Origin of the sequence: Lysinibacillus sphaericus (assembly GCF_006864135.1) — a bacterium.
GTDB lineage: Bacteria > Bacillota > Bacilli > Bacillales_A > Planococcaceae > Lysinibacillus.
The window spans coordinates 314,925-340,075 of record NZ_SADV01000002.1; the positions used below are offsets into that span (position 1 = coordinate 314,925).

Here is a 25,151-nt window from a genome sequence, read left to right on the forward strand (position 1 = left end):
GTTACTCTCTCCCCTTTAATATTGTTTCAACAATAGCCATCCGTGTATAGACACCATTACGAACCTGCTCGAAAATTCTAGAACGCTCGCATTCTACTAGCTCTGACGCAATTTCTACATCACGATTGACCGGTGCTGGATGCATAATAATTGCTTTTTCTTTCATTTGTTTCTCACGTTCAATTGTTAAACCGTACTCTTCATGATAGCTCTCTTTTGAGAAGCTTTTATTTACCTTATGGCGTTCATGCTGTACACGAAGTAACATAATCACATCGCTTATTTCGATTAAATCATCCCAAGAATGATGTGCTTCAAAACTGCCTTGCCACTCTTCTGGACAAAGGAAATGAACATTTGCCCCTAAGCGCTGTAACGCTAATGCATTCGATTTCGCTACACGGCTATGGCATATATCTCCAGCAATTGTCACATTCAACCCTTCAAAAGAACCAAACTCTTTTTTGATCGTATAAAGATCTAATAATGATTGAGACGGATGCTGACCAGTGCCGTCACCTCCATTAATGATCGACACATTGATATCTTCAAGTAGTTCATTGTAATACGCATCTTCCTTTGCGCGAATGACTACTGCATCCATGCCAATCATTTCTAGCGTCTTTACCGTATCGTACAATGTCTCCCCTTTAGAGACGCTCGAAAAGCTTCCATCAAATGGGATAACGATACAACCAACTTTGCGCTCTGCCATTTCAAAGCTTGTTTTCGTGCGTGTACTTGGTTCAAAAAATAAATTTGCGACGTTGTATGGGCGAGATAATGATGAAGTTTCACCATTCTCAAAAGCTTGCGCACGATCTAGAATGTGGTTAATTTCTTCAATTGTTAAATGTTCCATCGATAATAAGTTTTTCATCATGTACCTCCATTGGGTTGTGTTTCATGAACGTTATGTATAACTAACGTTTTATAAAATCAATTTCGCCTTGGCGTAATTGCGTCCGGATCTTGAATTGTGCTCAAGCCTGCACGATGCAGGTCAGTTAGCCGTTTTCGCAGGATGCGAAGGTTTTAGGCTAACATCCTTTATTCATTCCTTTCAAAATCCGTGACATCCGCCGGAGGCTTTATCTTCATTCATCTCACCTTCAGAGGTGGGATGAATGAAGATAATAAAAGCCTCGTTGATGTCATCAACGAGGCATAAGGAGGCGCGACAAACTACAGCAGGATACACTCCTACTTTTAGCCTGTCTACAACTTCCCTTTTTTTGCCTCTCTGGACAATTCATTAAAAGGTACTTCTATGAATCTTTATTTTGATTGTACGGTACTGGTATTTCCGCTTCTTTTTTACCTGGTAGGATAGCATTTAAAAGAACACCGATAATCGCTGCTAATGCCATACCTTCGATACTTAGTGATTCTGAAATAACGAACTTCGCACCACCGATGCCAATGACTAAAATAACAGAGGCGATGACCAAGTTACGACTATTTCCAAAGTCGATATGATTATCAACTAACATTCGTAATCCACTTGCTGCAATGATACCGAAAAGCAAGATGGAAACCCCACCAAGTACAGCTGTTGGAATCGTTGCAATCACTGCCATTGCTTTCCCGAAGAATGATAGTAAAATGGCTACGACTGCTGCACCTGCAATGACATACACACTGTAAACACGTGTGATAGCAAGAACACCGATATTTTCACCGTAAGTTGTTTTCGGTGGACCACCGATTAATGAACTTATAAATGTTCCAATTCCATCACCTAAAAGTGAACGGTGTAAGCCTGGCTCTTTAATATAATCTCGATTAACAACTTTCCCTAATACTAATTGGTGACCAATATGCTCTGAAATAGTTACGATAACGATTGGCACCATTGTTAGTAGTAGCTTAGTTGTGATTTCAAAGTTATAGTGAACACCTGGGATTAAAAAATCAGGCTTTGCAAAGAAATCTGCTTTGGCAATTGGTGAATAATCTACAATTCCGATCATCATTGAGTAAATATATCCCACGATTAAGCCAATTAAGATTGGCATTGTGCTTAAAATGCCTCTAAAGAAAATCGTGAAAATAATAGCTGTAAATAATGTCACTAACGCTGCTGAGAAGTGTAAAAAGCTATATTTACCATCTACATTCATCGCCATACTTACCGCTGTCCCTGATAGCCCAAGACCAATTACCATAATGACAGGTCCTACTACAATCGGCGGTAAAATTTTCATTATCCATTTGTAGCCGCTTTTCCAGATGATTAGGGATACGATTCCATATGTAATCCCGACTGCCATTGCACCAATCATCGCATGACCTGGATTTACACTTGAACCATCTTTATTTAAACCACCTGCGGCAAGTAAAATTGGAGCGATAAAAGCAAAGGATGAACCTAAATATGCTGGCACTTGAAATTTCGTAATTAATAAGAAGAACAGTGTAGCAATTCCACTTGTTAAAAGGGCAATCGCTGGACTAAGACCAACCAACTGAGGAACTAAGATCGTTGACCCAAACATGGCAAACATGTGCTGGAAACTTAATGTCACTAGTTGGACTGGGGTCGGTTTATCTTTAATATCTAATACTGCATTTGACATAAGGTTTCCTCACTTTATAGTTAGTCTTCTTTAAAAATGATGACGCAATCTTCTCCGTCTACCTCTTGTAAATTTACGACAATTCGCTCAGCGCCAGATGTTGGTACATTTTTGCCAACATAATCAGCTCTTATTGGTAGTTCTCTATGACCTCTATCGATCAGTACTGCAAGTTGAATTTGTGAAGGTCGCCCTAAATCCATTACTGCATCAAGTGCTGCGCGTACTGTACGTCCTGTGTAAAGTACATCATCGACTAAAATAATTTTTTGATTAACGACCACATCATCAATATCTACTTGTTCAACATGTGCCTGTTCATTATCATGCTTTGTCGTTAAATCATCTCGATAAAGGGTGATGTCTAGCTCCCCTGTACGGATCGGTTTGCCTTCAATTTTTTCAATTCGTTCTGCAAGACGTCTTGCAAGAAAGGCACCTCGTGTTTTAATACCAACTAAAATACATTCATCGATTCCTTTATTACGTTCAATAATTTCGTGTGCAATGCGTGTTAACGCTCTTGCCATAGATGGGCCATCTAATAACTCATTTTGTGCCATGTAAGTTTCCTCCTCTCTTTTATTTATTGTTGGCCATGTGTCCATAAAAAAACCTCTCAAGGCGAATGGCCTGAGAGGGTTATATACGTGTTTAAATAGTATGTCGAAAAATTTGCAGCACAAATTTTTTACAACACATTCACATGTACCTTCTCAGCCTCTCTGGACTGTCATTAAAGGTGAATATTTAGTTAAGTTGTTCATTCACTTTCGTTAGTATAGACCTTCTTTTACTATACGTCAATGCCTATTTCTTAAATCATTTAATAATTGTTCATAATCAGCAGGAATTGGTGCTTCAAACTGCAAATATTCACCTGATGTAGGATGATCAAAACCTAATACACCCGCGTGTAATACTTGTCCACCAAAGTCGATTGTCTTTTTCGGTCCATATTTCGGGTCACCAACAAGTGGGAATCCAATATAATTCATATGCACACGAATCTGATGAGTTCGTCCCGTTTCTAAGCGACATTCTACAAGCGTGTATTCACCAAAGCGTTCGATAACTTGGAAGTGAGTTACTGCATGCTTCCCTTTATCGACAACTGCTTGTTTTTGACGATCTTTTTGATCGCGACCAATCGGTGCATCAATAGTGCCTTTGTCATGTGCAATGTGCCCGTGAACTAGCGCAGTATATTTACGTGTCACTGTTTTATTGACTAGCTGATTCACTAACGATACATGAGCTGCATCATTTTTAGCAACCATTAATAATCCTGATGTATCTTTATCGATACGGTGAACAATTCCTGGTCGCATGATACCATTAATGCCCGATAAATCCTTGCAATGATACATTAAGCCGTTTACAAGCGTACCCTTTAAATGTCCAGGTGCTGGATGGACAACCATGCCCTTTGGTTTATTCACAACAAGGACATCTGCATCTTCATAAACAATATCAATGTCTAAGTTTTCAGCAATAACATCTAATGGCTCTGCTTCGGGTACATCAATCTCTATAATATCCCCTATTTTCACCTTATACTTCGCCTTAACAGTCTCTCCATTTACTTTGACAATACCCTCAGTAATCCAATTCCCGATCTGTGTACGCGACCACTCTGATTGCACACCCGAAAGCGCCTTATCAATGCGCTCTCCCTGTTGTTGTTCTTCCATTGTATATGATACTTGCGTCATTCTTTCACCTGTTTCTTTCCTTTTTTATCTTCAACGATTAAGCCAATCATTAATATCACTACCGCCATTGTTAAAGCAGCATCTGCAATATTGAAGATTGGGAAATCATAATTAATTACTGGAATTAAGACATTTACAAAATCGACCACTTCACCTCTAAAGATACGGTCAATAAAATTACCTACAGCTCCACCTAATAAAAACATTAAGCCTACTTGAAAAATAGGTTTACCTTTAGCCTCTTTATGATAAAAGTACAGGATCGCACAAATAACGCCTATCGTGACAATGCTAAATAACCACATTTGTCCTTCTAACATTCCCCATGCCGCTCCTCTATTTCGATGAGACAATATCCCAAACCACGGATCCCATACTGAAATTCGTTCGCCAAACTCCATATTTTTCACAATTAGCCATTTTGTCCATTGATCTAAAATAACTACGAATGCGGCCAATCCATAATATTTATACACAGACACTCCTCCGTTCGCTCAACGTCTAACCTATTCTACCATAACAGCCCATCTCAGAATAACTAATATAGCATGAAAATATGGATCAATACCATTGTGTGGAGGGATTTTCGTTCCTACTGGGCGCTTTCCTGCGGATATTTGGTGTGCTGTCCGTCGCTTTGGCTCTTCTTTCCGTCGTTTCGCCGTCGCTTTGGCTACTCTATCCACGAATTTGGCTACTCTATCCGTCGTTACGACTCTTCTTTCCGTCGCTCTGGATTTCATCCGTCGCTTTGACCTTTCCTTCCGTCGCTTCGGCTCTTCTTTCCGTCGCTCTGGTTTTCATCCGTCATTCCGGCTCTTATTTCCATCGCTTTGGCCTTTCTATCCGTCATTCCAACTCTTATTTCTGTCGCTTTAGCCTTTCTATCCGTCGCTTCGACTCTTCTTTCCGTCGCTCTGGTTTTTACGTCGTTTCAGCTCTTCTTTCCGTCACTTACGTCTTTCTATCCGTCGCTTTGGCTACTCTATCCACGACTTTGACCATTCTATCCACGACTTTGGCTGCTCTATCCGTCGTTTCCGTCGTTTCGGCTCTTCTTTCCGTCGCTCTGGTTTTCATCCGTCGCTTTGACCTTTCCTTCCGTCGTTTCAGCTCTTCTTTCCGTCGCTTTGAACTCTCTATCCGTCGCTTCTTCTGTTCTTTCCGTCGCTTTGATTTTCATCCTTCGCTCTCGGCCTCCAAAAAAAAACGCAAGCCCCCATTACTAAGGAGACTTGCGTTATTCATTACATAGAATGTAGATTCTTATTTTTAGTTTGCATTACTATTGCTTATTTTAAACGTAATACTTTTCTACAACTTCTGCACAACGGGCACACACAGTTGGTTGTGCTTCATTTGAACCGACTGTTTCAGAAATAGACCAGCAACGTTCACATTTTTCACCTGTTGCTTTTTCTACAACAATCGATGCATGCTCTAGAGCTAATGCATCTGCAGGTGCAGCTTCAATTGACGCTACTTCAAAAGCAGAAACGATTGAAAGCTGTGCAAAATCAATGCTTGCATCATTTAATAATGCTGCCACATCTTCTTTCGCATAAACTGTCACTTTTGCTTCAAGTGATTTACCAATTGTTTTTGCATTACGAGCTTCCTCTAATGCTTTTAAAATATCGTCACGAACATCGATAATTTTCACCCATTTTGCACGTAGACTTTCGAAGTTTGCATGTTCATCTACCTCTGGGAAGTCTGATAATTGTACAGATACCTCTTCTACAACACCTTGAGCATGTAAGTAAGACCACATCTCGTCACTTGTATGAGGAATAATAGGTGACATTACTTTTACTAATGTTATTAATGTATCATAAATAACTGTTTGCATTGCACGGCGATCTTTGTTGTCATGGCCTTCGATGTACACAACATCTTTTGCAATATCTAAATAGAATGAAGATAGTTCTACTGCAACAAAGTTATTCACTGCATGATAAACAGCTGCGAAATCATAGCGATCAAATGCAGCACGTACAGTTTTTAATACATCCTGTAGACGCATATAAACGTACTGATCCATTTCACGAAGATCCTCATATGCTACTCGATCTTTCGTTGCATCGAAATCAGCTACATTTCCGTGTAAGAAACGGAATGTGTTACGGATTTTTCGATAAACCTCAGATACTTGCTTCAACATATCCATTGAGATACGAACGTCGGCTGTATAATCTACAGAAGCAACCCATAAACGAAGAATATCTGCTCCATATTGATCCATAACTTTTTTCGGGATAATGACATTCCCTAAAGATTTACTCATCTTACGACCTTCACCATCTAGCACGAAACCATGAGTTAATAGTCCCTTATATGGTGCATAGCCATTAATAGCTACAGAAGTAATTAATGATGAGTTAAACCATCCACGGTGTTGGTCAGAACCCTCTAAATATAAATCAGCTGGATACTTCATACCACGTTCTACTAGCACACCTTGGTGAGAAGAACCTGAGTCAAACCAAACGTCCATAATATCGTTTTCTTTTGTAAATTCACCATTCGGGCTACCAGCGTGTGTGAAGCCTTCAGGTAATAATTCTTTAGCTGTTTTTTGGAACCAAATATTTGACCCATGCTCACGGAATAATGCAGAGATATGGGCAATTGTTTCTGGTGTAATAATTGGTTCGCCATTTTCAGCATAGAAAATTGGAATTGGCACACCCCATGCACGTTGACGTGAAATTACCCAGTCTCCACGGTCACGAATCATATTATAAAGACGAGTTTCACCCCAAGCAGGTGTAAATGATGTTGATTTTACAGCATTTAGTAACTCATCACGGAATGCATCAACTGACGCAAACCATTGTGGTGTTGCACGATAAATAACTGGTTTTTTTGTACGCCAGTCATGTGGATATGAGTGTGTAAAGAAGTTAAGCTTTTCTAAAGCGCCTACTTCTTTTAATTTTTCTGTAACCAATTTGTTTGCATCATTGTAGAAAATACCTTCAAAACCAGGTGCTTCATCTGTATAGCAGCCGCTATTATCAACAGGGCTAAGAATAGGTAGACCGTATTGTTTACTAATATGATAGTCATCTTCCCCGTGTCCTGGTGCTGTATGAACACAGCCGGTACCCGCTTCAGCAGTTACGTGCTCCCCAACCATTACAAGAGATTCACGGTCATAGAATGGATGCTGTGCAACAATTCGGTCTAATGCTTCACCTTTAACTTCTTGAACAACTTCATACGCTTCCCATTCAAGTACGTTAGCAACTGTTTCTAATAATTCTTTTGCAATGATGAATTTTTTATCGGCAACTGCAACAACTACATAGATAAACTCAGGGTTTACAGAAATCCCTAGGTTCGCTGGAATCGTCCAAGGTGTTGTTGTCCAAATGATCATTTTAGCGTCTGCTGGGACAACACCTTTAGCATCTTTTAGCGCAAAGCTTACATAAATAGAAGCCGATTTAACATCTTTATATTCAATCTCAGCTTCTGCAAGTGCAGATTCAGATGATGGAGACCAGTAAACTGGTTTTAAACCTTTATAAATATAGCCTTTTTCAGCCATCTTACCGAAAACTTCAATTTGACGAGCTTCAAATTCAGGCTTTAATGTAATATATGGATTTTCCCAATCACCACGAACACCTAAACGGCGGAATTGTGTACGTTGGTTGTCGATTTGCTCGTAAGCATACTCTTCACATAATTTACGGAATTCAGCAACAGACATTTCTTTGCGCTTTACACCTTTGTTCGTAAGTGCTTGCTCAATTGGTAAACCATGAGTATCCCAGCCTGGAATATAGTTTACATGGTAGCCAGTCATAGAACGATGACGTGTAATCATATCTTTCAGCACTTTGTTTAATGCATGGCCGATATGGATATCACCATTTGCATATGGAGGTCCATCATGTAATACATACTCAGGGTAACCTTTAGTACGCTCCATCTGTAATTTATTAATGTCCATTTCATCCCATTTTTCTTGCATCTTCGGTTCATTTGCCGGTAAATTTCCACGCATTGGGAAATCTGTTTTTGGCATTAATAAAGTATCTTTGTACTCAACCATTTTTCAATTCCTCCTTTATGTTTACAAACAAAGAACATATGCAATTAGGCGCTCATTCACATACGACAATTATTAGACTCATCACCATAACGCAGGGTTGATTCCACTCCGACTTGGCGCTTTCTAGAGGGTGTGCATGATAATTTATATTCACGGCATACGTTTTAAGTTTTAGTTATTAGCAAAATCAATACTTTTCAATAACGAAAGTATAGAGCCACACGACTAAAAATGGAAGCCTTCCGCCATTTGAACATAAAAAAAGCCCCTCAATCCCTCAAAGGGACGAGAAGCTTATACTCGCGGTACCACCCTAATTGTAGCACAAAATCGTACTACCACTCTTAAAGCACATTAACGTTGTGCATCACGAAATAACTTACTGCATTCAGTTATTTTAGCTCAGAAGTGATGTTCATTGTTATTTGCTGTTCGGGCTCACACTATCCCCAAATCGCTTAACTACGCCTAACAAATACTGTCTTCGTCTCTGCCTATTTTGCATATGTGTTCAAAATAATTACTATTACATTAGTATATGAAAATCATACAATCACGTCAAGTTTCACTTATTGCTACCTACTATAGGATTAAACTTGATCAGCTTCCTGTGCTTCTTCAACAGATGCTTGAATTTCAGTAAGGTCAATATCATATTGTAGCAAATGGTCCCAATCGTCAGCATTTAATAAATCAAGCTGTGCTTCTACAAGCATTTTAAAACGATTACGGAATACCTTTGATTGCTTTTTCAGCTCATCAATTTCAATTGTCACCTTTCGAGCCTTTGTTAAAGCCTCGTTGATAATACGATCAGCATTTTTTTCTGCTTCCTTCACAATGAGTTTAGCCTCTTTTTGAGAATTTCTTCGTACTTCATCAGCTGCTTCTTGTGCAACAACAATTGATTTTTGTAACGTTTCCTCTAATGTGTTAAAATGTCTCGCTTGTTCTAAGGAAATTTCTAGTTGTCTGTCTACTTCCTTCTTTTCACGTAACAAAATTTCATAGTCTTTGATAATTTGATCTAAAAATTCATTTACTTCATCTTCGGCATAACCTCTGAAAGATTTAGTAAACTCCTTATTATGTATATCAATAGGTGATAATGGCATACGATCCTTCTCTCCTTTACATGTACATTCGTACTTTCTATTATACAATTGTTCCAACAACTTAGCAGTAAAAATTAATGGAATTCACTGATTTTTAGCTTTTTTGGGTCAATCGACCGATTTGTATACGAATTTTATTTTTTTTTGTACGACCTTCAGTCAGCATCATTTTTATACGACCACTTCCACGTACAGATAAAATATCTCCTTCTTGTAATTCAAAAGCAACTGAATCTCGTTCAGTCCAATTGACACGTACCTTTTTACCTGTAATTAATGCTTGTGCCTTCTGGCGAGAAATTTTTAAAATCGTTGAAATAATCACATCTAAACGCATAGAAGAAACAGTATGAGATTCTTCTAGCCACTCATCCTCGTTTTGTAGCAATGGCTCCGTCTCTTTAATCGATTCTACATGTACCTTTACCCTGCCAATGCCTGTTAAATGTAAGCGTACATATTCAGCCACCTCAATCGCTACTACAAATTGTACATGATGGTCACTGACACGAATATCACCGAATTTGCCACGATCCAATCCTAAAGATAACAAAGCTCCAAGGACATCTGGATGGCTTAATTGGACAAATTTCACAGGATATTGAATCGTAAATACTGTAAGCTGAAAATCTTCCTCCATAGGCTCATAATAAGTAGGATAAATCAGCATGCGTTGTCTTTCTGCTTCATCAAAGAGCCCAGCACTAGCTGTTTTTAATGTATCATACTGCCCAATTATCGATGCTACAATAAAGCGCTGTCGAGGATCTAGAAAATCAGTAAGCTTTGGAGCATATCGATCCTCTACCTCATGCTGCCAGCCTACAACTTGTTCAATGAAAGGCTGTTCATCTTTCCTAAAATGCTGTATTAAATGCTCCATATAACTTCACCTCTATTATGACTCTTTTATTTGTACAATTTCATTGGTATTTTAAGGATTTATAAAAAGGGGTTAATTTCCGTTCTTGGGCATCCGACGAGCCGCTTCGCACAGGGTTCTTGCTGCTCCTGCTTAGGAGTTCTAGGGAGATCACCACTAAATATTGTTTAAATTTAGTATTCCCCATAAATAAAAAATCCCCACCGTTCGTGAGGATTTCTTTTATTAAAACATAAAGTATATTTTTTGAATAACAATAAAAAGCCCATTTTTAATAAAATTAAGTAAAAAAATCGCCACAATCGGTGAAATGTCAATCATCCCAATCGGAGGGATGAATTTCCTGAAAATACCCAAATAAGGCTCGCATACTATTTTAAGGAAACGGCCAATTGCTGAATCTTGTACAGCAGGCACCCATGACATTAAAACATATCCAACTAACATATAAGAATACACGTTAAATGCTAATGATATATAACTTAGAATTATCCATAAATCCATATAAACTACAATCCTCGCTATTAATTATCGTCTAAAATAAAATTTGAAATTTCGCCAGACACTTCTACATTATCAGGTGTGCATAGGAAAATGTCTTTACCGATTCTTTGGATATCACCGCTAAGTGCATAAACTGTGCCACTTAAAAAATCAATAATTCGTACACCTTGCTCTCGCTCAATACGTTGTAAATTGACGATCGTTGCACGCTTATTTTTCAAGTGTTCAGCAATATCCTGTGCTTCGGCATAAACTCTAGGTTCAACTAAGACAACTTTTGCGCCTTTAGAATTCATTGCTGCCTGCAAACTTACTATGTTGTTTGTAGGTGTTGTACTTTGTGGAAAAATTTCCTGAACTTGTGCTTTACGCTCCTTCATAACTTTTTTAGGCTTCGCAGATTGAATCTGTTGCTGTTGTTGTACGGGTTGTTGCTGTTGAATAGGAGCTTGCGTGATTTCTTCTTCTAGTTCTTCCTCAAGATAAAAGAAATTTTTAATTTTATTTTTCATGCTCATCCTGTTCCCTTCTTTCATATCCAACAAGAGCCGTTCCAACTCGAACAAATGTAGCCCCTTCTTCTACCGCAATTTCAAAGTCATTAGACATGCCCATTGATAACTCGGTACAAGGAGCGTGCGCGAATCCTTGCTCGGCTATTTGCTGTTGACATTGTTTTAATTGCTTAAAAACAGAGCGAATAATTGTATCCTCATCTGTGTTTGGTGCCATTGTCATTAAACCAACAATTTGAATTTTTGTAAAATCCTTTAATGATTCAATAAAAGGCAGGACTTCTTCAATCGATAAACCATGTTTTGCTTCCTCGCCAGATACATTAACTTGTACAAAACATTTGACAGGTTTGTCTGCTCTTTTTTCAATTTCCTGTGCTAAACTCAAACGATCTAATGAATGTAAAAAATCAATACTGTTAATAACTTGTCTGACCTTACGGGTTTGTAAAGACCCGATATAATGCCAATATACATCAGCTTGAATCGTTTCAATTTTACGATTTAAGCCTTCAGGACGGTTCTCACCTAAATGTATAAGCCCTGCATCAATTGCTTCTTGTGTTCTTTCTACAGAAACTTCTTTTGTCACTGCAATAACTTGGACTTTTTCCGTTTCACGATTTGCACGTTTTTTTGCTGTTTGTATAAGATCATTAATTTTCTTCAAATTTACTAAGATTTTTGTCACTGTTTTTCCCAACTTTACAACAATAGTTTCTTTTATTGTAACAAGCAATGCTTGAATTATCAATGAATAGCCTGGACTATGTGAAAGTACTTATACCCTGCCTATGCTTTAAAATTGCTTAATTTGTATAAATATTTTTCTCTTTAGGATAGTGCTTTTACTAAAATTACATCTTTCCCCACTACAAGTACATCTTTCATATACACTTTCCTAACAGATTCTTCTCCGCGAAAAAAGCCTAGATATTTACGGGGTTCTGCAATCATAAAAGCCGTTACATAGCCTGTTTCTTTGGAAACCTCTGCATCTACCACAAATCCTAAAAAGCGTCCATTGCCTGCTTCAATAACTTCTTTTTGCTGTAACATCGAGAAACGCATTTTATCCCTCCCTAAATCAATTACTCTCAACATCGTTTTATCTCAACAAACTATGTTTTCTCTATATATTTATGTGTTTATTGTTGTTTAAATGAAAATGAAATGATTAAGGAATCTCTCTTTGGCAAAAAGAAGAGGTGATTTCCGTTCCAGGCTACTCGCTTTCCTGTGGGCGAGCGTCGAGCCGCTTCCTCCGCTTCGTTGCTGCCGCTACGCTTTCGCACGGAAAACATTCGCTTCGTCCAGGGTCTCGACTGTCTCGCTTTCCCACGGGAGTCGAGTAGCCTTCCACTCCAATCAGCGATAGCGTAGAAATTCAATAGTGGACGCTATAACAACATACCTTTTTGCTAAAGTAACGTTTTATCACTTAAATTATAGCGATTGGATGAGGATACATGCTATATGAATTAGTTGATTGGAGTGGAGACTGGGCGACTCCTTGGGGATCAGCGATATAGAGGAACGAAGGCTAAAGCATCACGTCCTGTGATAACGCCTTCGTAACATCCTGTTGGCCCGAGACCCTGGAGCGAGCAACGCGAGTGAAGCGGCTCATCGCCCCCAGGAAAGCGCCCAGTCGGAATGGAAATCAACTCCTCATTTTTGCAAGAGCTATACTCTATTTCATTGATATAAATTAAAATGCGCACCGAGAATTCGGGTGCGCATTTTTTTCACTTATAATCTTTCTGCATTGTTTCAATTGCATTTTTTTCTAGACGTGAAATTTGCGCTTGAGAAATCCCCAATTCTTTTGCAATTTCAGTTTGTGTCTCACCGTAATAAAAACGCTTTGCAACAATCATTTGTTGACGGTCATCTAACTTTTGCAAACTTTCCTTTACTGACACGTAGGCAACCCATTGATCTTCCGATACATCATCATCACGTAATTGGTCCATCATATAAACAGCGTCTCCACCGTCTGAATAAATGGGTTCCTGTAAGGAAACTGGGTCTTGAATGGCATCTAAAGCAAATAAAACATCTTCCTTTTTCATGTCAATCATTTCAGCAATTTCTTCAATTGTTGGCTCTCGTAAATTATCGGTTATCCATTGTTCTTTTGCCTGCATTGCTTTATATGCAATATCTCTTAAAGAACGAGAAACGCGCAATGCATGATGATCACGCAGATGGCGACGAATTTCACCAATGATCATTGGAACAGCATATGTTGAAAAACGTACATTATGTTTCAAATCAAAATGATCAATAGCTTTCATGAGGCCAATACAGCCTACCTGAAATAAATCATCTGCCTGTTCACCCCTGTAGGCAAATCTACCGACTATACTGAGCACTAACCTTAAATTGCACATTACAAGCTCTTCCCTAATCTCATTTTCTCCAGCTTGTAAACGAATGAATAGTTCTTTCATTTCCTCGTGCTTTAAAATTGGCAAAGTCGATGTATCTAAGCCGCAAAGATCTACTTTAGTTCGCATATTCGATTCCTCCGGATGTTATTCTCTGACTAAACCGTTACATCAGTTTGTCCGAGAGAAACGAGAATATGCACAAAAGCTAAGACCAATTTTAGGTAGGTTAAATTTCCCTCTCTAAGATATTGGCTGATTCAGATTTTCACGTAAATCTTGAATAATTTTCTTCTCTAATCGGGAAATATAGGATTGCGAAATACCTAAATGATCAGCAACTTCTTTTTGAGTCATTTCAATTTTTCCATTGAGGCCAAATCGGCATTCCATAATATATCTTTCACGCGCACCTAGTAAATTAATGGCATGAAACATATGTTGACGCTCAATTTTTTTCTCTACATTGTCTAAAATAATATGCTCTTCAGTTCCTAAAATATCAGACAATAACAACTCGTTTCCATCAGCATCGGAGTTTAATGGTTCATCTAGTGAAACTTCACCCTTCATGCGACTTGTTTTACGTAAATGCATCAAAATCTCATTTTCAATACAACGAGATGCGTATGTGGCAAGCTTAATATTTTTATCTGTATTGAACGTTTCAATCGCCTTTATTAAACCGATTGAGCCAATACTTATTAAATCCTCAATCGGCGTTCCCGTATTATCAAAACGTCTAGCAATATAAACAACAAGACGTAAATTACGTTCAATTAGTGTATCTCTAGCTCGTAAATCACCATTCATAAAGGATGCAATGACTGTAACTTCTTCTTCTCGACTTAATGGCACTGGCAATGAATCATTTCCCCCTATATAGTACGTTTCACGACTCCGAAACTTACTCCAAAATTTTTTCAAGCTAGCAAGTAGCCTAAGAAGCAATAGTTCTCCCCCTCTATGAGTTATTTGAAAGCGCTGAAAAATGCAAAATTGCTGCTGTGCTATGTGGAAAATTTTTAGCCTTTTTTGTTAAAACGATATATTCATTCGTTTTCACTTGTGAGTGCTCCCCCTTTATATGCCACTCTTCAAAGCGAAAACCTAATACAACCGATTGCTGTTGTACTGTATTGACATGAATAAATCGAATATAACGCTGATAATCTTCTGAAAACATGGATACATTATACGGATCAGTTTCTTGCCATTCTAATAATGATTTGCAAAATGCTGCAGGTAAGTGTGGACGTAATGCTGCATAAGAGACAAAGTGTACAGGTTTTCCTGATAGTGGCTCAATCGCTTGATTTCCCGTATCCACAAATGCAGAAAGCGGTATCTTTACATCAAAAATTTTTAACGTCGTAGCAAACACAAACTGACCACTTAACCGCTCAAGCTTTACAAATCCCCATTGCTTATAAAAAGCTACAAGATTACCAACAGCTAGTAGTAGGCAAATCATTATAAAATGGACAACAGAAAGATTCTTTAAATACGGTTGTAATGCTGTTAATAATCCACCAATAATAATTGTTGCTGTTAAAACGATTGGTCCTTGCTTTTGAAAGCTTCGAATCTTGAAGCGAAAAGCTAGTCCAATCAGTAAGATAAAGCTCAGTAGCGTCGTTAACAGCATTTGCCCACCTATTACAGCTACAAAACTACTACAAATAGAACTCATTAATAATCTTGTGTTCTTTACAAAAACCCCTGTTACTTTTGCCGTAAACTTGAGTATCGCTAGATTAAAAAGTGTATTAATGAGCACCAGCCATTCTCCATACATAACAGCCGCCTCCTACATACAAAGTTAGCATGTTACTCCCACAAATATTGTCAAACAATCGCATCATTTTATTAAAATGTTTTGACAAAATACATCCTTTCCTTACACATTTGAACATAATTAATTTTTAAGTCATTGAAAATAGTCAGGGGAATATCAATGAATTATGCTGTCATATTAAATAAAGTATATGGCTTTTCTGCAAGGCGAGGGGTTGATTTCCGTTCCGACTGTGCGCTTTGTTGCTGCCGCTTCGCTTTCGCACAGATAAAACATTTGTTGCTGCCGCTTCGCTTTCGCGCAGAGCAGAGCTTCCTGGGGGGCGCCCAGTCTCCACTCCAATCAACCAAGTTTTTCAACAACACAAAAAAGCTCGTATTTCACATAATGTAAAATACGAGCTTTTTAAAGTTTGAATGCTGATTTATCCGCGATTTTTACGGTTACGTAAAAATGCTGGTACCTCAAGCATGTCATCCTGTACATAATTTTGTTGATTTTGGCGTGGTTGTTCTTGCTGTACATGCACATCTTGACGTTGCTCACGAATCGGAGCTTGCTGTTGTTGTGCAGCTTGTCTATTTGTATTTAACGTCGGTCGTGTAGGATTACGCTGTTGCTGTAAAGCTTCCTCTGAGAAACCAGTCGCAATTACTGTAACAATAATTTCATCCTTTAGATTTTCGTTAATAACAGAACCGAAAATCATATTTACTTCTTCGTCTGATGCTGATGCTACAATATCTGCAGCCTCTTGTACTTCAAATAGACTTAGATTTGAGCCACCAGTAATATTCATGAGGACACCTTTTGCGCCATCAATTGATGATTCAAGTAAAGGACTTGAAATAGCTTTCTTAGCTGCTTCTGCAGCACGGTTTTCACCTGTAGCAATACCAATACCCATTAACGCAGAACCTTTGTTAGACATAATTGTTTTTACGTCTGCAAAGTCTAAGTTAATAAGACCTGGCGTTGCAATTAAATCCGAAATACCTTGTACACCTTGTCGTAAAACATTATCTGCTTCACGGAATGCCTCTAGCATTGGCGTAGATTTATCAACAATTTGTAACAGCTTGTCGTTCGGAATAACGATTAAAGTATCAACAGACTCCTTCATGCCACCAATACCGCCGATAGCTTGTGTTTGTCGTTTGCGACCTTCAAACGTAAATGGACGCGTTACAACACCGACTGTAAGAGCTCCTAAATCGCGAGCAATTTGAGCGATTACTGGCGCGGCACCAGTACCAGTTCCTCCGCCCATTCCAGCTGTAACGAATACCATATCTGCACCACGTAGAACCTCTTCTAATTGTTCACGGCTCTCTTCAGCAGCTTTTTTCCCTACTTCAGGGTTTGCACCTGCACCTAATCCACGTGTAAGTTTTGTTCCAATCTGTAGCTTTATTTCTGCTTTCGATAAATTTAGCGCTTGTGCATCTGTGTTTACTGCGATAAAGTCAACACCTTGTACACCATGTTCTATCATTCGATTGACAGCGTTGTTACCGCCGCCACCAACACCAATGACTTTTATTACTGCAAGTTGATCAACACTTGTATCAAATTCTAACATTTCTTTTTCCTCCCACGGTAACTCGACTCTGTATCATTCATTACGCATTCAAGATCAATTATGCCTCGGTATAATTGCGTCCGGAATCGGCTTTGTGCTTAGCAGGTCAGTTAGCCGTTATCGCATGGATGCGATGATTTTAGGCTAACATCCTCTTAGAACTCCTTTCCGATTCCGTGACATCCGCCGGAGGCATTAACTTCTTTCGGCAGGTGTTTGGACATCTGCTGAAAAGTAGCTTAAATCCGAATTCATCTCACCACCTATAGAGGTGGAGACTTCTGTACCTGTCGCTACGCTTTCGGTACAAAGGACATTTGCTGAAAGAAGTTAATCAAAAAATTTATCAAATAATTTTTTTGCTCTTCCGATTACGCTTCCTTTTGATTCTGAAGGTGCAGCATATTCTTGCTTCTTTGGTGTGGCTGCAGGGGATCCTACAACTGCATATTCAAGAGGCTGCGTATTTGTACTTTTTCCATAAAAATCATCTTCTAAATAGGCGTAACGAATAAGTCCAACTGCCGTCGTAAATGAAGGCTCTCTAACGCCAATATAGTCAGGTGTGTATATTCTAACACGTGTTTGCAGTATCTGGCGTGCCAGTTGAGCAATTCCCTCAAGCTTTGCAACGCCTCCTGTCAAAACAACACCGCCTGGTAAATCTCTAACACCTAGACGGGCTAACTCGTCGATGACTAACTCAAATAATTCTTCCAAACGAGCGCCAATTATTTCTGATATAAAGCGCTGACTGTACTGATCTGTTGAATCTGTCCCTACAACTGGTACTTCGAAGAGTTCATCATCTGATGCGTCATCATAAAAGGCATGTCCAAATTGATGTTTAATTTGTTCTGCCTGTTCTGTTGGTGTTTTTAAGACGATTGAAATATCTTTCGTAATATGATCGCCACCAACTGGAATGACACCCGTATGAGTTAACAGTCCTTCGTCGAATACTGTGATAGTCGTTGAACCGCCTCCTAAATCAATGAAAGCGGTACCTTGGTTTTTTTCATCCTCTGTTAATGCAAAGTAACCTGCTGCTAGTGGTTGTAAATAGATTTCTCGAATACTTAGACCTGCACGTTCTACACAACGTAAAACATTGTGTAAAAGTGTTTTGGAAGTTGTGATCATTGTGGCATCCATTTCTAAACGAATACCAATCATACCTCGCGGATCTTTTATTTCATCTAAATTATCCACAATAAATTGTCTTGGAATAATATTTACTAATTCACGTTCAGGAGGTATTGACATGACTTGTGCAGATTCTACCACTCTATCTAAATCATCATCTGTAATTTCTCTATTTTCACTATTTACAGCGACAACACCTTTAACTAGTTGTAACATCGTCTGGTTAGCAGGAACACCTAAAACGACTTCATTAATTTGATACCCTGTCATTCGTTCAGCTTGATCTATTGCTTTTCGAATCGATTGAACTGTTGCATCAATATCAACAATTGCACCTTTTCGAACACCATTCGATTTTACATTTCCGACTCCAATTACATGTAATTGGCCGTCGCTCATTTCACCTATTAATACCTTGATAGAGGAGGATCCTATATCAAGAGAAATATATAAATCTTGCTGATTCAATTAGCTGCACCTCCTTGAAAAAATGCTCTTATTCTCATTCTATTGTAAATTCAGCATAATGTCTAAGCAAATCGAGCATTTTGCTCAATTTTTCTCTCATTCTATGGAATTTTTGTTCTTTTTATGACGTTTCTCATCTAAGCGAGTTAGTAGAATACGCCTAATTATTGCTATATTTTGGAACAAACGTACTCCGAAAGCGAAAATAGCAGCTAAATACAAATCTATCCCTAAATACACACCTAAAAAGGCTAATCCTGCTGCTAAAGCTATATTAAAAAAGAATCCTGATACAAATACTTTATCGTCATATACTTGCTGTAATTGAGCACGAATACCGCCAAATAATGTATCTAAAGCTGCTAAAACAGCTATTGACAGATAATTTTCATATATAGAGGGTATTTGTATATTTGTTAACAAGCCAAGGGCAAGTCCAAATATCAAACCTAAAAATGGTAGCCACATATATTATTCTCCTTTTTCCACCTCTGTTAAATAATCATTTGTCAATGGCTGATCAAATGCTGGGATTGTTAAATGCTCAGATGGTTCCTCTATTAATAAATTAAAGTTATCCAAATAAAAGGAATCGATAAATGTAGAAGCTTGTAACGAGTTGTACATTTTTTGAGCTTCTTTAAAAGAGCTTGTCCCAACATAAATTTCAAAGGGTGGTGAGGACAGTGGTACACTGTTCACTGTAGTCTTTCCATTTATGTCTCGAATGGCTGTCGTCTGAACAACGCGATTTCCATCTATCGCGACACTTGCTGCATTGTTTTTAAACAGAGCATTTAGTAATTGGGTTAGTAAATCAGGTGTAATTTCTTTGATTTCATACCCCATTTCAACTAATTCGGGTGCTGGTTCAACTCGAAGTATAACTCCTGGACTTGTGACTTCCGTTAGCCCTGCCTGTAGTTTTAAACGATTCAGCGTTTCATTTAATGCTGACTGTAAATTTGCTTTCTCAGATTGCTCATAGCGACCCACTACTTCATTAAGTGAGCGAATTTCTGCTAATAATGCGGAATGCCTTTGCTTCTCTTCTGCTAATTCCTCTCTTATGGCCCAAATATCTCGTGTATCTCGCTCAGCTGGTTGCTTTATGGTATTGTATTGTACCGCTATCATCAAACCGATAATAAATAGCACGATCGTTATTCGGGTAAACATATTTTTTTTCAAAATAGCCCCTCCTAGACGTATCGTAACCCCTCACAGATTTACGCCTTAGATCTTAAACTTTGCAAATCTATAAGCTACCTAGAGGCTATAACCAAATTTAATCTGTAAATATTGACTTGAAATCGTTTAACTTTCTACTTTTGCTTTTGGCATTGCAAGCTTTTGATCTTCTTCTAATGATACAACAATATTGTCATTTAATAATTGATCCACAACGCCACCAGTTAAGTTTAAGGCAGCTTTTAATGTTGCTGAATCTCCTACAGCTTCGACGACGAATGGAGCTGGATGTTGCTTGCCATCAATAGTGATGACTGGTCCATTACAGCGTATATAAGAATTCGCTAAAACACGTTGACCATTAATAGCAATTGCTTGCGCACCAGAAATTTTAAGTTCATTGAGCAATTTAAAAATATGACTTTCATGCACGATATAATCATTAGGATTAGCAGATTTTGGATTGTAATCACCATCTTGAAGGGTAATACGTATCCCTTTTCCTTCTGAATTTAAATCACCTAACAACAAGCGTAAATCCTCTGCTTCTTCAACAAGCTTTGTATAAGCCTTTTTGCTAGCGACAAACGATTTTTCATACTTGCGAATTTTTTCTTGCAAAGCATTCGCCTCTTCTGATAATTCTTTATTTCGCTCTTGTTGTGCAATTAACTCCTCACGATAAGATTCCTCTTGCTCGAAAAGCTCCTTATTAGTCGAACCTGCATCTCGATTTTCTTTTGCCTGGTTGTAGGAATAGCCAATGATAAACCCCATAGTCACACAAACAATAAGCAACTGAAATTGTTTTCTTGAAAAGAAATTTTCTTTGCTATTCTTTTTCTTGTTGTTCATCTTTTTTCACTTCCTGGTTGGCCGCATCTTGATCTAAATCAATATTTGCTTGGTTGTACTCAGTATTGAAAGGACGATAATACGAGCCGACCTCTAAATCGATAACCCCCTTCTCCAAATTTGGAATTTGTGCCACAAGTGAAGGGTAATGATTTAGTTTTTCTGCTAAAGTTTGAATAACGGCACGAACTTCATAGCCATCGTTCATATAGAGCTTGATTGCATTAGGATTTGTTTCATTACTATTTGTATTGACTTGAGAAATTAATGCTAATACTTCTGGGTTTAATTGTGCTAATTGCTTGACAAGTTTCTTAATTGTCTTTTCGCCAGTTATGCCGATAAATACAGGTGCATCAATCGGGATATCATCCCCAACTTGTTCAAAGCGCTTGCCATTTTCAAGCAATGGATAATAAGTACCGTCACCAGCTAAGTAAGCAACCTTTTTCCATTCTTTAATATCTATTGTCACACCCCGAAGCCAATTACGTTTAACATGTGCTTCTTTCACCCATTTATCCTTTAGTAATATTTTCTCTACGTCTTCTACTTTAAATCCCCACATCGACTTCCCAGTTGTAAGAGTACTTGTCTTCATATAATATTGTTCTTCTACTAATCGAGCACCGTTGACTGTTATTTTGTTGATTTTACTGTAAGGAGATTGAAAATAAAGGAGTACTGCTAACACGATAAAGAAAAGTAATATTAGCACTATAAATTTCCGATTTGTACGCTTTTTTCGTCGCTTTTTTAGCGTAGGTATGCGATCTTCTATGTCAATTACTTTCTCCAAAAAAGTACTCCTCCTTTATATTTATTTCGCTAATTGATAAATAATACCTATTATTAGCCACATTGTTACTAAAGATGTTCCCCCATAGCTGATAAAAGGCAATGTAACACCTGTTACAGGAACTAAGCCAATCACTACTGCTATGTTTAGAAATGCTTGTACGGCAAGCATTGTTACAAGTCCGATGATTGCGTAATATGATGTTCTTGTTTTAGCGCGCACTGCAAATTTATAGCCTGCATAAATCACCAGTACGAAAAGTGCTAAAATACCAAGTCCACCAAGCAATCCAACCTCTTCAAGAATTATTGCGTAAATAAAGTCATTTTGTGGTTCAGGTAAATATAAAAACTTTTGCCTACTTTGTCCAAAACCATGCCCGAAAATTCCAGCAGGGCCTATAGCCATTAATGATTGTACAGCTTGAAACCCACTGCCTAAAGGATCGACCCACGGATCGATAAACGCCTCAATCCGCTTTAGCCGGTATGGCGCTGTAACAATCAAGCCTACTAAACCAGCAATTCCAGCTATCAAAAACATGGCATAAAGCTTTAAAGGATACCCTGCTACAAAAAGCAATAAAAACACAGACACAACGAGAATAAATACTGAACCAAAATCAGGTTGAAGCATAATAAGTACTACAGGCAATAATAAAATCAATCCATGCCGCCAATTAACAATCGACTTACCTGTTTTATGCTGTGCTAAAATATGGCTCATATATACAATGACTGTAATTTTCGTTAGCTCTGCTGGCTGAATTGTTAAAGGACCTATGCCAATCCAGCTTTGAGAACCATTTCGAACTAGTCCAATTCCTGGTATAAGTACAAGGACTAGTAAAATTAACGAAAATATATAGGCCATTTTCCAAAAGGACTGCTCTTTCAAAATATTTAATCGAAAAGTGATTAAAAACACTACAATAGCTACCGCAAAGTATAGACTTTGCTTCATATAAAACGGCATTTTTCCACTATAATGAACGGCACTCCAATAGGTACCTGCAGAATAGACGAAAATAATGCCGATTATAGAAAGCATCAATGTTGTGACGAGCAATAAATAGCTTTCTTTCCCTCTCAGTATTGCCATCCTTCCAAGTCAAGTATATTCTAAAATAGTTACAGGCTCATTACAGCTTCATTACAGCATCAATAAAAACATCGCCTCGTATTTCAAAGCTGTCATATTGATCCCAACTTGCACATGCTGGAGATAATAGCATAACATCGCCTTCCGCTGACATTGGCGCCGCGTAATGGACTGCATCCTCAACATTCTGGGCAATGACAGCTTGTTGTACACCACATGATTTTGCAAATTCTACAAAGCGTAGTCCTGTTTCTCCAAAGGCAACAACACCCTTTACATGGCTCATACATGGACGTAATTCTTCAAACGAATGTCCTCGATCTAAGCCACCTGCCAGTAAAATAACAGGTGCTTGGAATGCATCTAAAGCACTTTTTGTTGCTAAGCAGTTTGTAGCTTTTGAGTCATTGTAAATTTTGCGGCCGTTCCATTCACGCACGAACTGAGTACGGTGACGAACTCCCCCAAACTTCGCTAAAACTTCTTCCATTTTAGCTTTGTCACAGCCGACTAAAATACAAGCTGCGACAGCCGCTAAAATATTTTCTAAGTTATGCTTACCAGGCAAAGCGATATTTGCTCGATCTAGATAAGGCTCACCTTGCCAGTAAATTGTTGTATCATCCGCACTAATTCCTTCATCCGTACGTCCCTTAGAACTAAATGGTACCTTTTTAGCTTTTGATTGTGTAGCATAGCCTACAACGATCGGCTGATCAGCATTATAGATAAAATAATCGCTTTCATCTTGATTACGTGTAACACCAAACTTTGCCTCAGCATAGTTGTCAAACGTCCCATGATAATCAAGATGAGCATCATAAAGATTTGTTAATATGGAAATTTTTGGCTTAAAAGTTTTAATTCCCATTAATTGGAAAGACGATAACTCTGTAACGATTACATTATCCTTTTGTGCTTCTCTTGCAACACCACAGGCGACTGTCCCTATATTCCCTGCAATTAACGGTTGTAAACCACCGTTATTCAGCATGTCGAAAATTACTGTTGTCGTTGTTGTTTTACCGTTTGATCCTGTAATACCGATAAACGGGGCTTCACTAATTAAATAGGCAAGCTCAATTTCTGTCCATACGGGGATTCCACGGTTTATTGCATCAGCTACTATTTTGTTACTATAAGGAATCCCTGGATTTTTCACTACTAATTCAAAGCCTTCATCGAGTAAATCCTCTGGGTGACGGCCACAAATAACCGTAATTCCCTTTTGCAATAGACCTTGCGCATCTGGGCTTTCATCAAATGGTTTAGAATCATTGACCGTCACAAAGGCGCCAAGCTCATGTAAAATCTCAGCTGCAGCCACACCACTTTTAGCTAGACCTAAAACAAGGACTTTTTTATGTTGTAAATCTGAAAAGTTTCTCATAAGAATGCCTCCAATGAAACTGCAGTCAATAAAACTGCAATCAATGCTACTGCTAAAGCAGTTGACCAAAAGACAAGTACTACCTTCCATTCTGACCAACCTGATAATTCAAAATGATGATGAATAGGACTCATTTTAAAAATACGTTTTTTACGAAGTTTGAAGCTACCTACCTGTAAAATAACGGATAATGTTTCAATAACAAACACCAATCCAATTAACAACAGTAAAAGTTCTGCTTTTACTAATACAGATACCATGGCTAAAGCTCCACCTAATGCTAACGAACCCGTATCTCCCATAAATACTTTTGCAGGATTCGCATTGAAAAGTAAAAATCCTAATAATGCACCTGTCACCGCAAATGCAAATAAGGCGATATCAGCTTGTTCTTGGAATAGAGCAATAACACCAAATGCTGCAAAGGCAATGGATGCAGTACCTGCCACAAGCCCATCTAATCCATCTGTTAAATTCACAGCATTTGAGAAGCCTACTAACCAGAAAATTAAAAAGGCTACATAGAAATTACCAAGATCGATCGTCCAATCTGTAAATGGTATAGCAAGTGTTGTATCAAACGATCCTAGTAAGAAATAAGCCAGGACCGCAATAACAATTTGACCGATAAGCTTTTGAATTGATGTTAGTCCTAAATTACGTTTAAAAACAACCTTTAAGCTATCATCTAATAAGCCGATTAACCCAAATCCTACTAATACTAATAACAGTACGACAGTATATGTTGTAAATAAATCTAAAAAGCTACCTACACCAACAGTAGTGAGGATAATGGCCAGTAAGAAAATAATGCCACCCATTGTTGGTGTACCAGCTTTTTTCATATGGGATTGTGGTCCCTCTTCACGAATACTTTGACCGAACTTTAATCGGCGAAGAAGTGGAATACTAATTGGTGCCAGGATAACTGTTACTATAAAAGCAAGAGCTAAAATGGTAAGTGTTGTTGCGAGTTTCATTGAAAAATCTCCTTTAAATCTTGTTTCACTTTCTTCTTGAAGAAAAAAGCACATACTTTCATGTATTTATT

At 38.2% G+C, this 25,151-nt stretch carries 25 protein-coding genes and 1 other annotated feature; of the genes, 1 reads left to right on the forward strand and 24 read right to left on the reverse strand.

Annotated elements, in window-relative coordinates:
• Nucleotide 1: 1 nt before the first annotated feature.
• From C7Y47_RS03765 to lspA, 5 genes are all read right to left on the reverse strand, one after another.
• A complete protein-coding gene (locus tag C7Y47_RS03765; RefSeq protein ID WP_142507632.1) occupies nt 2–880 on the reverse strand; it encodes an aspartate carbamoyltransferase catalytic subunit in 879 nt (292 codons plus the stop codon).
• A gap of 388 nt (nt 881–1,268) precedes the next feature.
• Nucleotides 1,269–2,579, reverse strand: a complete 1,311-nt coding sequence (locus C7Y47_RS03770; RefSeq protein WP_142507532.1) for a solute carrier family 23 protein — start codon at nt 2,577–2,579, stop codon at nt 1,269–1,271.
• A 20-nt stretch (nt 2,580–2,599) separates the two neighbouring features.
• Nucleotides 2,600–3,142: a bifunctional pyr operon transcriptional regulator/uracil phosphoribosyltransferase PyrR gene (pyrR, locus tag C7Y47_RS03775; RefSeq protein ID WP_142507533.1), complete on the reverse strand. Its 543-nt coding sequence runs from the start codon at nt 3,140–3,142 to the stop codon at nt 2,600–2,602.
• Between the two features lie 240 nt (nt 3,143–3,382).
• Nucleotides 3,383–4,294: an RluA family pseudouridine synthase gene (locus C7Y47_RS03780; RefSeq protein ID WP_142507534.1), complete on the reverse strand. Its 912-nt coding sequence runs from the start codon at nt 4,292–4,294 to the stop codon at nt 3,383–3,385.
• Complete coding sequence (gene lspA, locus C7Y47_RS03785) at nt 4,291–4,770, reverse strand: signal peptidase II (RefSeq protein ID WP_142507535.1); 480 nt, start codon at nt 4,768–4,770, stop codon at nt 4,291–4,293. Before lspA ends, C7Y47_RS03780 begins: the two co-directional genes overlap by 4 nt.
• A gap of 80 nt (nt 4,771–4,850) precedes the next feature.
• Between lspA and C7Y47_RS03790 the strand changes: the two genes are divergently transcribed.
• Nucleotides 4,851–5,549 (forward strand): hypothetical protein, encoded by a 699-nt coding sequence (locus C7Y47_RS03790; protein WP_142507536.1) that lies wholly within the window; start codon nt 4,851–4,853, stop codon nt 5,547–5,549.
• 42 nt (nt 5,550–5,591) lie between these two features.
• Here C7Y47_RS03790 and ileS read toward each other — a convergent pair whose 3' ends face one another.
• The 19 genes from ileS to mraY form a co-directional block, all read right to left on the reverse strand.
• The gene (ileS, locus tag C7Y47_RS03795; RefSeq protein WP_142507537.1) at nt 5,592–8,360 is read right to left on the reverse strand and encodes an isoleucine--tRNA ligase; all 2,769 of its coding nucleotides are present in this window, start codon (nt 8,358–8,360) and stop codon (nt 5,592–5,594) included.
• Nucleotides 8,361–8,638: 278 nt separating this feature from the next.
• Nucleotides 8,639–8,860: a binding site (T-box leader), on the reverse strand.
• 90 nt (nt 8,861–8,950) lie between these two features.
• Nucleotides 8,951–9,475, reverse strand: a complete 525-nt coding sequence (locus tag C7Y47_RS03800; protein ID WP_142507538.1) for a DivIVA domain-containing protein — start codon at nt 9,473–9,475, stop codon at nt 8,951–8,953.
• 94 nt (nt 9,476–9,569) lie between these two features.
• Nucleotides 9,570–10,358 carry an RNA-binding protein gene (locus C7Y47_RS03805; RefSeq protein WP_142507539.1) on the reverse strand — a complete coding sequence of 263 codons (789 nt, stop codon included), beginning with the start codon at nt 10,356–10,358 and terminating at the stop codon, nt 9,570–9,572.
• A gap of 225 nt (nt 10,359–10,583) precedes the next feature.
• Nucleotides 10,584–10,862: a YggT family protein gene (locus C7Y47_RS03810; RefSeq protein ID WP_142507540.1), complete on the reverse strand. Its 279-nt coding sequence runs from the start codon at nt 10,860–10,862 to the stop codon at nt 10,584–10,586.
• Between the two features lie 20 nt (nt 10,863–10,882).
• Nucleotides 10,883–11,380, reverse strand: a complete 498-nt coding sequence (locus C7Y47_RS03815) for a cell division protein SepF (protein WP_142507541.1) — start codon at nt 11,378–11,380, stop codon at nt 10,883–10,885.
• The gene (locus tag C7Y47_RS03820) at nt 11,364–12,068 is read right to left on the reverse strand and encodes a YggS family pyridoxal phosphate-dependent enzyme (RefSeq protein ID WP_305067635.1); all 705 of its coding nucleotides are present in this window, start codon (nt 12,066–12,068) and stop codon (nt 11,364–11,366) included. The genes C7Y47_RS03815 and C7Y47_RS03820 overlap by 17 nt, the downstream gene beginning before the upstream one ends.
• A gap of 143 nt (nt 12,069–12,211) precedes the next feature.
• Nucleotides 12,212–12,448, reverse strand: coding sequence for a PRC-barrel domain-containing protein (locus C7Y47_RS03825; RefSeq protein ID WP_049668351.1), 237 nt, complete (start codon nt 12,446–12,448; stop codon nt 12,212–12,214).
• A 677-nt stretch (nt 12,449–13,125) separates the two neighbouring features.
• Nucleotides 13,126–13,899: an RNA polymerase sporulation sigma factor SigG gene (sigG, locus tag C7Y47_RS03830; RefSeq protein WP_142507543.1), complete on the reverse strand. Its 774-nt coding sequence runs from the start codon at nt 13,897–13,899 to the stop codon at nt 13,126–13,128.
• A gap of 114 nt (nt 13,900–14,013) precedes the next feature.
• Nucleotides 14,014–14,721, reverse strand: a complete 708-nt coding sequence (gene sigE, locus C7Y47_RS03835) for an RNA polymerase sporulation sigma factor SigE (protein ID WP_049668349.1) — start codon at nt 14,719–14,721, stop codon at nt 14,014–14,016.
• Nucleotides 14,722–14,734: 13 nt separating this feature from the next.
• Complete coding sequence (locus C7Y47_RS03840) at nt 14,735–15,568, reverse strand: sigma-E processing peptidase SpoIIGA (RefSeq protein ID WP_142507544.1); 834 nt, start codon at nt 15,566–15,568, stop codon at nt 14,735–14,737.
• Between the two features lie 424 nt (nt 15,569–15,992).
• On the reverse strand, nt 15,993–17,150 hold the full coding sequence (gene ftsZ, locus C7Y47_RS03845) for a cell division protein FtsZ (protein ID WP_142507545.1): 1,158 nt from the start codon (nt 17,148–17,150) through the stop codon (nt 15,993–15,995).
• Between the two features lie 330 nt (nt 17,151–17,480).
• The gene (ftsA, locus tag C7Y47_RS03850; RefSeq protein ID WP_142507546.1) at nt 17,481–18,764 is read right to left on the reverse strand and encodes a cell division protein FtsA; all 1,284 of its coding nucleotides are present in this window, start codon (nt 18,762–18,764) and stop codon (nt 17,481–17,483) included.
• Nucleotides 18,765–18,860: 96 nt separating this feature from the next.
• A complete protein-coding gene (locus tag C7Y47_RS03855; protein WP_132357543.1) occupies nt 18,861–19,232 on the reverse strand; it encodes a small basic family protein in 372 nt (123 codons plus the stop codon).
• A gap of 3 nt (nt 19,233–19,235) precedes the next feature.
• Nucleotides 19,236–19,955 carry a DUF881 domain-containing protein gene (locus C7Y47_RS03860; protein ID WP_142507547.1) on the reverse strand — a complete coding sequence of 240 codons (720 nt, stop codon included), beginning with the start codon at nt 19,953–19,955 and terminating at the stop codon, nt 19,236–19,238.
• Between the two features lie 126 nt (nt 19,956–20,081).
• Nucleotides 20,082–20,810: a DUF881 domain-containing protein gene (locus C7Y47_RS03865; protein WP_142507548.1), complete on the reverse strand. Its 729-nt coding sequence runs from the start codon at nt 20,808–20,810 to the stop codon at nt 20,082–20,084.
• The gene (locus C7Y47_RS03870; RefSeq protein WP_142507549.1) at nt 20,788–21,609 is read right to left on the reverse strand and encodes a cell division protein FtsQ/DivIB; all 822 of its coding nucleotides are present in this window, start codon (nt 21,607–21,609) and stop codon (nt 20,788–20,790) included. The genes C7Y47_RS03865 and C7Y47_RS03870 overlap by 23 nt, the downstream gene beginning before the upstream one ends.
• A 21-nt stretch (nt 21,610–21,630) precedes the next feature.
• Complete coding sequence (gene ftsW, locus C7Y47_RS03875) at nt 21,631–22,710, reverse strand: putative lipid II flippase FtsW (protein WP_142507550.1); 1,080 nt, start codon at nt 22,708–22,710, stop codon at nt 21,631–21,633.
• A 40-nt stretch (nt 22,711–22,750) separates the two neighbouring features.
• On the reverse strand, nt 22,751–24,100 hold the full coding sequence (gene murD, locus C7Y47_RS03880; RefSeq protein ID WP_142507551.1) for a UDP-N-acetylmuramoyl-L-alanine--D-glutamate ligase: 1,350 nt from the start codon (nt 24,098–24,100) through the stop codon (nt 22,751–22,753).
• Nucleotides 24,097–25,080: a phospho-N-acetylmuramoyl-pentapeptide-transferase gene (gene mraY / locus C7Y47_RS03885; RefSeq protein WP_142507552.1), complete on the reverse strand. Its 984-nt coding sequence runs from the start codon at nt 25,078–25,080 to the stop codon at nt 24,097–24,099. Before mraY ends, murD begins: the two co-directional genes overlap by 4 nt.
• Nucleotides 25,081–25,151: the final 71 nt, after the last annotated feature.

Excerpts from the sequence above, each read along its gene's own strand:
- C7Y47_RS03855 (WP_132357543.1), bottom strand. The coding sequence starts at position 19,232 with ATGTGGCTACCATTTTTAGGTTTGATATTTGGACTTGCCCTTGGCTTG.
- C7Y47_RS03825 (WP_049668351.1), bottom strand. The coding sequence starts at position 12,448 with ATGCGTTTCTCGATGTTACAGCAAAAAGAAGTTATTGAAGCAGGCAAT.
- C7Y47_RS03840 (WP_142507544.1), bottom strand. The coding sequence starts at position 15,568 with ATGTATGGAGAATGGCTGGTGCTCATTAATACACTTTTTAATCTAGCG.
- ftsZ (WP_142507545.1), bottom strand. The coding sequence starts at position 17,150 with ATGTTAGAATTTGATACAAGTGTTGATCAACTTGCAGTAATAAAAGTC.
- sigG (WP_142507543.1), bottom strand. The coding sequence starts at position 13,899 with ATGCGAACTAAAGTAGATCTTTGCGGCTTAGATACATCGACTTTGCCA.
- C7Y47_RS03810 (WP_142507540.1), bottom strand. The coding sequence starts at position 10,862 with ATGGATTTATGGATAATTCTAAGTTATATATCATTAGCATTTAACGTG.
- murD (WP_142507551.1), bottom strand. The coding sequence starts at position 24,100 with ATGAGAAACTTTTCAGATTTACAACATAAAAAAGTCCTTGTTTTAGGT.
- C7Y47_RS03800 (WP_142507538.1), bottom strand. The coding sequence starts at position 9,475 with ATGCCATTATCACCTATTGATATACATAATAAGGAGTTTACTAAATCT.
- ileS (WP_142507537.1), bottom strand. The coding sequence starts at position 8,360 with ATGGTTGAGTACAAAGATACTTTATTAATGCCAAAAACAGATTTCCCA.
- C7Y47_RS03815 (WP_142507541.1), bottom strand. The coding sequence starts at position 11,380 with ATGAGCATGAAAAATAAAATTAAAAATTTCTTTTATCTTGAGGAAGAA.
- pyrR (WP_142507533.1), bottom strand. The coding sequence starts at position 3,142 with ATGGCACAAAATGAGTTATTAGATGGCCCATCTATGGCAAGAGCGTTA.
- C7Y47_RS03765 (WP_142507632.1), bottom strand. The coding sequence starts at position 880 with ATGAAAAACTTATTATCGATGGAACATTTAACAATTGAAGAAATTAAC.
- C7Y47_RS03780 (WP_142507534.1), bottom strand. The coding sequence starts at position 4,294 with ATGACGCAAGTATCATATACAATGGAAGAACAACAACAGGGAGAGCGC.
- C7Y47_RS03805 (WP_142507539.1), bottom strand. The coding sequence starts at position 10,358 with ATGGAGCATTTAATACAGCATTTTAGGAAAGATGAACAGCCTTTCATT.
- C7Y47_RS03790 (WP_142507536.1), top strand. The coding sequence starts at position 4,851 with ATGGATCAATACCATTGTGTGGAGGGATTTTCGTTCCTACTGGGCGCT.
- C7Y47_RS03770 (WP_142507532.1), bottom strand. The coding sequence starts at position 2,579 with ATGTCAAATGCAGTATTAGATATTAAAGATAAACCGACCCCAGTCCAA.
- ftsW (WP_142507550.1), bottom strand. The coding sequence starts at position 22,710 with ATGGCAATACTGAGAGGGAAAGAAAGCTATTTATTGCTCGTCACAACA.
- mraY (WP_142507552.1), bottom strand. The coding sequence starts at position 25,080 with ATGAAACTCGCAACAACACTTACCATTTTAGCTCTTGCTTTTATAGTA.
- C7Y47_RS03865 (WP_142507548.1), bottom strand. The coding sequence starts at position 20,810 with ATGAACAACAAGAAAAAGAATAGCAAAGAAAATTTCTTTTCAAGAAAA.